The organism is Citrobacter sp. U14242 (genome assembly GCF_046555775.1).
In the GTDB taxonomy this organism is placed as follows: Bacteria; Pseudomonadota; Gammaproteobacteria; order Enterobacterales; family Enterobacteriaceae; genus Citrobacter.
Map to the genome: position 1 here is coordinate 1 of NZ_JBKGLW010000025.1, position 8574 is coordinate 8574.

An 8574-nucleotide genomic window follows, 5' to 3' on the forward strand; every position below is an offset into this window, starting at 1 on the left:
GAAAATGCCGGCCTTTGAATGGGTTCATGTGCAGCTCCATCAGCAAAAGGGGATGATAAGTTTATCACCACCGACTATTTGCAACAGTGCCAATTTACTTACATCCGTTGTCGGAATGAACATATCAAAAACAGGTAATTACATAATTTTAATTACAATCCTCCAAATCCCGCTGGGCGTTATCGTGGTGATTCAGAGATGCCGCAAGGGCATCTCTGGCGGACATGATAATTAGTGCTGATGTTCCATCTCAGGCGATCCTCCTGCCGCCATTCCGTTCACTTCTTCGACAAAATGTATGTAGTGAACGTAGTCATTCACATATCCACGTCCCTGTTTAACCGATTGATTCACTTGTTGCTTACTTTGTTCAGCTTTAGCAAATTTTTCCCGGAGAGCATGCTCAACATTGGCAGTCACCTTCGCCACCAGGCTATCAACATTGCCGGCGTTGAGTGCGGCATCTGCCTCTTGTACAACCACGGGAATATGGCCTGCCGGTTTTACACCGGTAAAGGGCGCGCCTTCCGCCTCACGGTGAACACGTACCAGAGTGGTGAAGAGCTGCTGATCGGCCTTCTCCTGAGCGGCCTGACTGCCACCTTGTTTGCTTATTGCCTCGTCAAACGCCTTCCTGACGGTATCTTCACGGTTTTCTGGCACCCATTTTAATAACGGGGTAACATCATGCGCCTGGAGCGCGCTTTTAGCCTCGGTAATCACCGGTCCATCCATGCCGTCGCAGTGGGCGAACGCCGTTGTGCTTATCGTCATTCCCGCAAGGATCACGATGCTCGCGCACAGGGTAGTTCTGATGTTTTTCTGCTTTTTCACAATAATGCTCCCGGGTCTTTTTCGACCTGTTCATCTGCTTTTTGGGGATGTTAATCGACGTAGGATTTCAGACCCTCTGCCGATTTGACATCAGAGTACTGGCGTGAAATCAGGGCGTCGTTCGAATTGGTAAAGTCGAACCTACAAAGCGCAAAGTCGAACGTTCCGCTAACAAGAGGCAGAGCGGAACCCGTTCTTTATGTCTCGTTTTGAATGATTGGTGGCGGTAATACATGCTGATTGAGCTATCCGTTTTTCTTCTGGCAGCAGGAATAATGCAGGCTGTATTGCTTTCTGTTTTTCTACTTTTGCCGTCCAACATTGTACAAACCAGCAACCGGCTATTGGTGGTCGTCCTGCTGACCGTCGCCGCCGGTTTTGGCGAGCTTTTACTTTACGGAAGCGGTGTAAGTTTTTCACACCCAAACTACGCTTATATCGGTACGCTCATCTCTCTGCTTCAGCCGCCAGCTATCTATCTGTATACCCGATCGCTGATGTATTGCCGTTTTCAAATTCGGCTCATTCATGCCGTACACTTAATCCCGTTCGCGGCTGGCCTGATTGTGTTTTCCACACTATATGTTCCGCTACCTGAGTCGGAAAAAATAACAATATTACAACAACAGGATTTACCAGGAATGCCGGAACCTCTGCCCCTTGCGTTGGTCTATCACGGGGTATTTCTCGGTTGGTTGGGCTATTCGCTCGGCCGCTTGCAGTCATTTAATTCGGATATCCAGCGTCTTTATTCTGATATCGCCCGCCAGCAAATACTCTGGCTCCGCTTCCTGCTGTCGGGTTACGCGGGGCTGTGGATCGTCAGTATCATTTGCTGCCTGTTTTTCTATCTGTTCAGGCTAACCGATCAAACCACCTGGATACTGCCTGTTGTCAGTATGGCGGGGTTTGCGTTCATTAATACATTGCTGATCTGCGCACTGCGACAGCCCGCTGCGTTTATGGGGCTAACGCAGGAAGATGAAACCCTGCTGGTGGATATTCAGCCGGTTAAAACACTGTTGTTACCGGAGTCAAAACAGGTAGATAACGTGGTGGATTTTATGCGTCGGAATCAGCCGTTTCTGGATTCCACCCTCTCCTTAAGCCAGCTTGCGCGCCAGATAAAACTTTCACCGCACGATCTCTCCGCCATTATCAACAATGGATTTCAGCAGAACTTTTTTACCTTTATCAGCGAGTACCGCATAGAGTATGCCAAAAAGTTACTGGCCACGCCGGGAGATAAGCGGACCATTCTTGATATTATGTATGCTTCGGGTTTTAATTCTAAATCGGTATTTAATACTGCATTTAAGAAGCAAACAGGTGTGACACCCACAGAATATCGTCGGCAACATTGTCTACAAACAGTACTCCGATGACCTATTTTTTAATGCCTGGATACGCTTGGATAAAGAAGCATGGGTCGGACTTTCCACCAACAAAGGACAGTCAGTTGTTCAGGTTGAGATCCGCCAGCCCTGCCCCAGACGGGCCAGCGGCGTGCTGTCAGCGTTTTTTCACACCGTAGCGCTGCAGGTGGGTGTTCAGGTCATGACCAGCACCGGGCTCAAAGTTCCATGCCCGCCAGATGAGCTGGCCGTCCGCATCGCGAATGACCAGCCGGAAGTGGGTGTGCTGGTCATCCTCAATGCCAACGTTGATATACAGGGCGGCAGTGGCCTCAGCCTGTCTGCGGGTGAAGGTGCCTGCCGGAAGTGTCCCGTCAATCGGCAGACCTTGCGTGATATCCGTCACCCGCCTGTAATAGCCCCGCTTCAGAAGCCCTGTGGCTTTCCGTGCCCGCAGGACATCCGTGGGGGTGATAAGTGAAGACCGCACCGTGAAACGGAAGCTGCTCTGGCCTGTACGTACTAGGTCATATTTTTCAACAACATCATTCAGGGCATCCGCCAGCGGTATACCGGCCTCAATGTGCTCCTGAATCACGCCATCGCTGCCAAACGGCGTGTCGTTAAGAGTCAGTCCGTAGTGCTGGCTGAGCAGATATCCCAGCAGGAGGCGCCAGATTTCGACGGGGGACAGATGTGACAATGCCGCCCATGATAGTGAATCGGGTGATGTTTTCATATCGGTTATTCCGTAATGCTGAAGGGATGTAAGTGGTGGGGTATTACTGCATGGCTCAGGCCATTACAGCAGACACTACGGAACAGGCCCGGCAGCATCTGGTAGCTGCTGGAGCCGTCATGCGAGTTGAGCTGAATAATTTCCGGAACCTGCTGACCAGTGATTTGCCCGGCACGGCGCAGGCGCAGCATATGTTTCGTGTGCTCCCGGCGGCTCTGGTCACGGACGCGTGTCTGGCAGGCAAAGAACGGCTGAAAACCTTCACGTTGGTAAGCGTACAGCGAGAACCGTATTGACGGGGATGTGTTATTCAGTTGGCAGTGTGATGCGCCAGGGTAGCAGCTCGCTGACCCGGTTGACCGGCCAGTCAGCTATGACGTCAAGGACATGGCGAAGGTAGCTTTCTGGATCCACGCCGTTCAGTTTGCACGTCCCGATCAGACTGTACAGCAACGCTCCCCGCTCACCACCGTGGTCTGAGCCGAAGAACAACCAGTTTTTACGACCCAGACTGACCATCCGCAGCGCATTTTCAGCGATGTTATTATCGGCTTCGGCCCAGCCGTTTTCTGCATAGTACGTCAGGGCCGGCCACTGGTTCAGGGTGTACGTGAACGCCTTTGCCAGCTCCGAGTGTCGCGACAGCGTTTTCATTTTTTCACGCAACCAGCTTTCCAGGGTACTAAGCAGCGGTTTCGTTTTCCGCTGACGTTCAGCAAGCCGTTGTTCCGCCAGCATTCCTCTTATTTCCGCCTCCACGGCATACAGTTCGCCGATACGCTTCAGGGCTTCCTCCGTCAGGGCTGACGGCGTGCGAACGTGCACATCGTGGATTTTACGGCGGGCGTGAGCCCAGCAGGCGGCTTCCGTTATCCGGCCATCGCGGTACAGCTCGTTGAACCCGGCGTACGCATCCGCCTGTAGCACACCGCTGAACCCCGCAAGATGGGTCTGCGGATGGATGCCTTTTCTGTCGGGGCTGTAGGCGAACCACACCGCCGGTGCCAGCGCTGACCCGGCGTTGCAGTCATCACGAACATACGTCCACAACCGCCCGGTACGGGTTTTACCCTGTCCGGGCTCCAGGACATTCACCGGCGTGTCGTCTGCATGCACTTTACCCGACATCAGCACATAGTGTTAGCGCCAATGATATAAGACGGTAATTCACCATTTGAATTGTCCGCTCCACCCAACATGTTGTTTCCTTGAGGTTCTCACACCAGAAAGGACATCGACATGCTGAGCAGAGAGGACTTTTACATGATAAAACAAATGCGCAAGCAGGGTGCGTACATTATCGATATTGCAACTCAGGTGGGTTGCTCTGAACGCACCGTCAGACGGTATCTTAAATACCCTGAGCCACCGGCCAGAAAGACGCGCCACAAAATGGCCAAACTGAAGCCGTTTATGGATTATATCGATACACGTCTGGCCGAAAATGTCTGGAATGGCGAGGTCATCCTCGCAGAAATCAAAGCGATGGGTTACACCGGTGGTCGCTCCATGCTGCGCTATTACATCCAGCCCAAACGCAAAATGCGTCCGTCGAAGAAAACTGTCCGCTTCGAAACCCAGCCCGCTTACCAGTTGCAGCACGACTGGGGCGAAGTTGAGGTGGAGGTCGCCGGGCAGCGATGCAAAGTTAACTTCGCGGTTAATACGCTGGGGTTCTCCCGTCGCTTCCATGTCTTCGCCGCGCCAAAGCAGGATGCGGAACACACCTATGAGTCGCTGGTTCGCACCTTCCGCTACTTTGGTGGCAGTGTGAAAACCGTGCTGGTTGATAACCAGAAAGCGGCGGTGCTGAAAAATAACAACGGGAAAGTGGTGTTCAACTCCGGGTTCCTGTTGCTGGCCGACCACTATGACTTCCTGCCGCGTGCCTGTCGTCCGCGCAGGGCCAGAACCAAAGGTAAGGTGGAGCGGATGGTGAAATATCTCAAGGAGAACTTCTTCGTCCGCTATCGCAGGTTCGACAGCTTCGCTCATGTTAACCAGCAACTGGAGCAATGGATGGCTGATGTGGCTGACAAACGGGAGCTTCGCCAGTTCAGACAGACCCCGGAACAGCGCTTCGCGCTCGAGCAGGAACATCTGCAGCCGTTGCCTGATACGGACTTCGATACCAGCTACTTCGACATCCGCCATGTCTCCTGGGACAGCTATATCGAGGTTGGCGGCAATCGCTACAGCGTTCCCGAAACGCTGTGTGGCCAGCCGGTCTCGATACGCATATCGCTGGATGATGAGTTGCGGATCTACAGTAATGAGCAGCAGGTGGCATCACACCGGCTCTGTTCAGCATCATCTGGCTGGCAAACGGTGCCGGAACATCATGCCCCGCTCTGGCAGCAGGTCAGCATGGTGGAGCATCGTCCACTGAGTGCGTATGAGGAGCTGCTGTGATGCATGAACTTGAAGCGCTGCTGAGTCGCCTGAAAATGGAGCACCTGAGTTATCACGTGGAAAGTCTGCTGGAGCAGGCAGCTAAAAAAGAGCTGAACTATCGGGAGTTCCTGTACATGGCGCTGCAGCAGGAATGGAACGGCAGGCATCAGCGCGGTATGGAGTCCCGGCTGAAGCAGGCTCGTCTGCCGTGGGTCAAAACGCTGGAGCAGTTCGACTTCAGCTTCCAGCCAGGCATCGATCGTAAGGTCGTCAGGGAGCTGGCCGGTCTGGCGTTCGTGGAACGCAGTGAGAACGTGATCCTGCTGGGTCCTCCCGGAGTGGGGAAAACCCACCTGGCTGTAGCCCTCGGCGTGAAAGCGGCGGATGCAGGTCACAGGGTGTTGTTCATGCCACTCGACAGACTGGTAGCAACGCTGATGAAAGCGAAGCTGGAAAACCGGCTGGAGCGTCAGCTACAACAGCTGAGCTATGCGCGTGTGCTAATCCTGGACGAAATAGGCTACCTGCCGATGAACAGAGAGGAAGCCAGTCTGTTCTTCCGCCTGCTGAATCGCCGGTATGAAAAAGCGAGCATAATCCTGACATCAAACAAAGGCTTCGCAGACTGGGGAGAGATGTTCGGCGATAACGTGCTGGCAACGGCGATCCTGGATCGGCTGCTGCACCACTCAACCACAGTGAATATAAAAGGAGAAAGTTACCGGTTGAAGGAAAAACGCAAAGCCGGAGTGCTGGCTAAAAACGCAACGCCAATCAGTGATGATGAAATGGCGGAAAGCGGACAACAGAAGTGATCAAATAGCGGACATTAAAAATGGCGAAAAACGGCCATAAATCTTGGCGTTGACAGTAAATTTTGCCGATAAATATAACCAGTGGTTACGCACGAATGCTCTCGACAAATTACCGAAAGAGGATGGCAATCCTGGATTTTTACGCCTGCCCACTGAAGTAGAATGGGAATTTGCAGCACGCGGCGGCCTCAAGGTAAACAGTGCGGAATTCCGTGATTCCCACTACCCGATGGATGACATGAAAAATTACGAGTGGTATTCCGGCCCACAGTCTTCTAACGGCAAAGTACAGCTTATTGGGCTATTGAACCCTAACCCCCTCGGCCTGCACGATATGCTGGGCAACGTCTCTGAGATGATGTTCACCCCGTTCTATCTCAATAAAATCAACAGACTTCACGGCCAGGCTGGTGGTTTTGTGGTTCGCGGAGGCAGCGTCATCTCGAATGAATCAGAGATCCGTAGCGCGACCCGTAAAGAAATTAACTACTACGATGAAGCCCATCCTTTCACCAGCAAAACCACCGGATTGCGTCTGGTTCTGGTCTCTCCGACCATTACATCAACAGACCGAGTGAAACAGCTGGAGAAAAATTGGGTTACTCTCGGTGCAGATAAACCGGGCATAGATAAGAGCAAAGACGCCCCCACAGACACCGCAAAAGCGCTGGGAAGCCTGGCATCAGGCGTTGAAGACACAGAGCTGAAAAAGAAACTGAAGGATCTGGAAAATCAGCTCCGCGCCAGTAATCAGCAACAGCAGGAAGAACGGGCACAATCGATCCGCGCCAGCCTTAACCTCGGCTCCTTCCTTTGCACAAAATTGCAGGATGATGGCCGCTTTCTTGACTTCCTCAATCACAACTATGAATTGCTGTGTAAGGATAAAGATGACAATGATAAAAATTGCGCGATCCGAAAAACAAAACTTGGTGAGCAAACAGATCGCCTGCAACAGCTGACGAGTTACTACGCCAGTAGTCTGGTTGATTCAGCCACGCTTTATGGTCAGGAAGGTCTGAAACATGAAGTGACGGTTTTCGATCAAATGCTCACACTGAACAAACGCCTTGCAGGTCTTAAACCATTCCTCGCCGCGCACTGGCAGAATCAGCAAAAATATCTGGCAAACGGGAAAATTGATACAGTTAATTGGCTGGAAACCTGCAAGAAAATTAAAAGTAGTAACTAATCATAATTACTGATTTTAAGCCAACAAGTATCAGGGAGTGAGAATGTTAATTTTATTTTAAAATCACCGTACCCTGTACACGATTCTGTGTAAATGCCTTTTCTCAGGAGTGACCGTCCAGGCGGTCACCGAACTCGATAATAAAGCGGCTCATTGCCATACGCCAGTCCCGCAGTGGCATCGTCCATTTCTGTGAGGCTAGCCACACGACCTTTTTCACTGCGTCGTCCGTCGGGAACACCTTACGCTTTTTGATGGCATGCCGGATCACGCTGTTCAGTGACTCGATGGCATTCGTTGTGTAGATCACCTTGCGGATGTCTGCCGGGTAAGCGAAGAACGTCGCCAGGTTGGTCCAGTTTGCCTGCCAGCTCCGGCTTATCTGCGGGTAGCGGTTGTCCCATGCGCTGGCGAACGCTTCCAGCGCATGCTGGCCTGCTTCTTCCGTGGGAGCCTGATAGATGGCTTTCAGGTCGCGGGTGACGGCTTTGTAGTCCTTCCAGGAGACGAACCGCAGGCTGTTGCGCACCCTATGCAGGATGCACAGCTGGATACGGGTCTCCGGATACAACACCGCGTTGATAGCGTCCGGGAAGCCTTTCAGATCGTCGACACAGGCGATGAGGATATAGTTCAGGCCACGGTTTTTAAGTTCGGTCAGCACATTGAGCCAGAACTTCGCGCCCTCGTTTTCGGCCAGCCACATACCCAGCAGTTCTTTATGGCCTTCGATGTTGATACCCAGCGCCAGGAACACGGATTTATTGATAACGCGACTGTCCTACCTGACCTTCAGAACGATACAGTCAAGGTAAACAATGGGATAGACCGCATCCAGTGGACGATTTTGCCATTCAGTAACCTGTTCCATCACGGCGTCGGTGACCTTCGATACCAGTGTCGGTGAGACATCCGCGTCATACAGCTCTTTGAACGTCGACACTATCTCGCGGGTGGTCATCCCTTTACCGATTTTCTGTTGCAACACCGTTGCTCTGCTTGAAACCGAACTACCATATGCCACATCCGATACTTTGAGTTTGACCAGATCACAGCCTCGAAGCTTACTATCCAGAGCCATATTGAACAGAGCTAAATCGCGCGTTTTGAATCGCCACGGGTTTAACAGACACCTCAGAGTCATTTAAGATGACTGTAGTGATGTGATGGACGCCCTTTCCTGAAGCAGCCAGTGCCATACTTTTACTGTCTGCGTTTGCTACGGGAGTAAATCACATGAGCACG

Annotated in this window: 7 protein-coding genes and 4 pseudogenes; 5 read left to right on the forward strand and 6 right to left on the reverse strand. The window is 52.1% G+C overall.

The features are described from left to right. Positions 1-235: hypothetical protein (locus tag ACLJXE_RS24155; RefSeq protein WP_410752229.1), on the forward strand; the 235-nt coding region annotated here is incomplete at its 5' end. Here ACLJXE_RS24155 and ACLJXE_RS24160 read toward each other — a convergent pair. Next, positions 232-834 (reverse strand): DUF6448 family protein, encoded by a 603-nt coding sequence (locus tag ACLJXE_RS24160; RefSeq protein ID WP_050489007.1) that lies wholly within the window; start codon positions 832-834, stop codon positions 232-234. The genes ACLJXE_RS24155 and ACLJXE_RS24160 overlap by 4 nt on opposite strands. A gap of 233 nt (positions 835-1067) precedes the next feature. On the opposite strand from ACLJXE_RS24160, the gene ACLJXE_RS24165 reads away from it, so the two are divergent. Further along, positions 1068-2219, forward strand: a complete 1152-nt coding sequence (locus tag ACLJXE_RS24165; protein WP_075849335.1) for a helix-turn-helix domain-containing protein — start codon at positions 1068-1070, stop codon at positions 2217-2219. Between the two features lie 127 nt (positions 2220-2346). Here the strand turns inward: ACLJXE_RS24165 and ACLJXE_RS24170 are convergent, their stop codons facing one another. From ACLJXE_RS24170 to tnpC, 4 genes and pseudogenes are all read right to left on the reverse strand, one after another. Continuing rightward, a complete protein-coding gene (locus ACLJXE_RS24170) occupies positions 2347-2595 on the reverse strand; it encodes a DUF905 family protein (RefSeq protein ID WP_223307989.1) in 249 nt (82 codons plus the stop codon). Further along, positions 2575-2928 (reverse strand): annotated as a pseudogene (locus tag ACLJXE_RS24175) (TA system toxin CbtA family protein); the annotation flags it as partial. The pseudogene ACLJXE_RS24175 and the gene ACLJXE_RS24170, both read right to left, overlap by 21 nt. Positions 2929-2984: 56 nt before the next feature. Beyond that, positions 2985-3197: pseudogene (locus ACLJXE_RS24180) on the reverse strand (DUF932 domain-containing protein); the annotation flags it as partial. A 37-nt stretch (positions 3198-3234) separates the two neighbouring features. Further along, positions 3235-4065, reverse strand: a pseudogene (gene tnpC / locus ACLJXE_RS24185) (IS66 family transposase); the annotation flags it as partial. A 102-nt stretch (positions 4066-4167) separates the two neighbouring features. On the opposite strand from tnpC, the gene istA reads away from it, so the two are divergent. From istA to ACLJXE_RS24200, 3 genes are read left to right on the forward strand one after another with little or no spacing between them, the layout of a single operon-like run. Beyond that, positions 4168-5340 carry an IS21 family transposase gene (istA, locus tag ACLJXE_RS24190; protein WP_048213832.1) on the forward strand — a complete coding sequence of 391 codons (1173 nt, stop codon included), beginning with the start codon at positions 4168-4170 and terminating at the stop codon, positions 5338-5340. Further along, positions 5340-6137: an IS21-like element helper ATPase IstB gene (istB, locus tag ACLJXE_RS24195; protein WP_048213831.1), complete on the forward strand. Its 798-nt coding sequence runs from the start codon at positions 5340-5342 to the stop codon at positions 6135-6137. Before istA ends, istB begins: the two co-directional genes overlap by 1 nt. 43 nt (positions 6138-6180) lie before the next feature. After that, positions 6181-7329: a formylglycine-generating enzyme family protein gene (locus ACLJXE_RS24200; RefSeq protein WP_225624032.1), complete on the forward strand. Its 1149-nt coding sequence runs from the start codon at positions 6181-6183 to the stop codon at positions 7327-7329. 103 nt (positions 7330-7432) lie between these two features. Here the strand turns inward: ACLJXE_RS24200 and ACLJXE_RS24205 are convergent. After that, positions 7433-8296 (reverse strand): annotated as a pseudogene (locus ACLJXE_RS24205) (IS256 family transposase); the annotation flags it as partial. Positions 8297-8574: the final 278 nt, after the last annotated feature.

Bases quoted from the DNA above. Each gene is read 5' to 3' on its own strand.
- ACLJXE_RS24165 (WP_075849335.1), top strand. From the start codon at position 1,068: ATGCTGATTGAGCTATCCGTTTTTCTTCTGGCAGCAGGAATAATGCAG.
- istA (WP_048213832.1), top strand. From the start codon at position 4,168: ATGCTGAGCAGAGAGGACTTTTACATGATAAAACAAATGCGCAAGCAG.
- istB (WP_048213831.1), top strand. From the start codon at position 5,340: ATGCATGAACTTGAAGCGCTGCTGAGTCGCCTGAAAATGGAGCACCTG.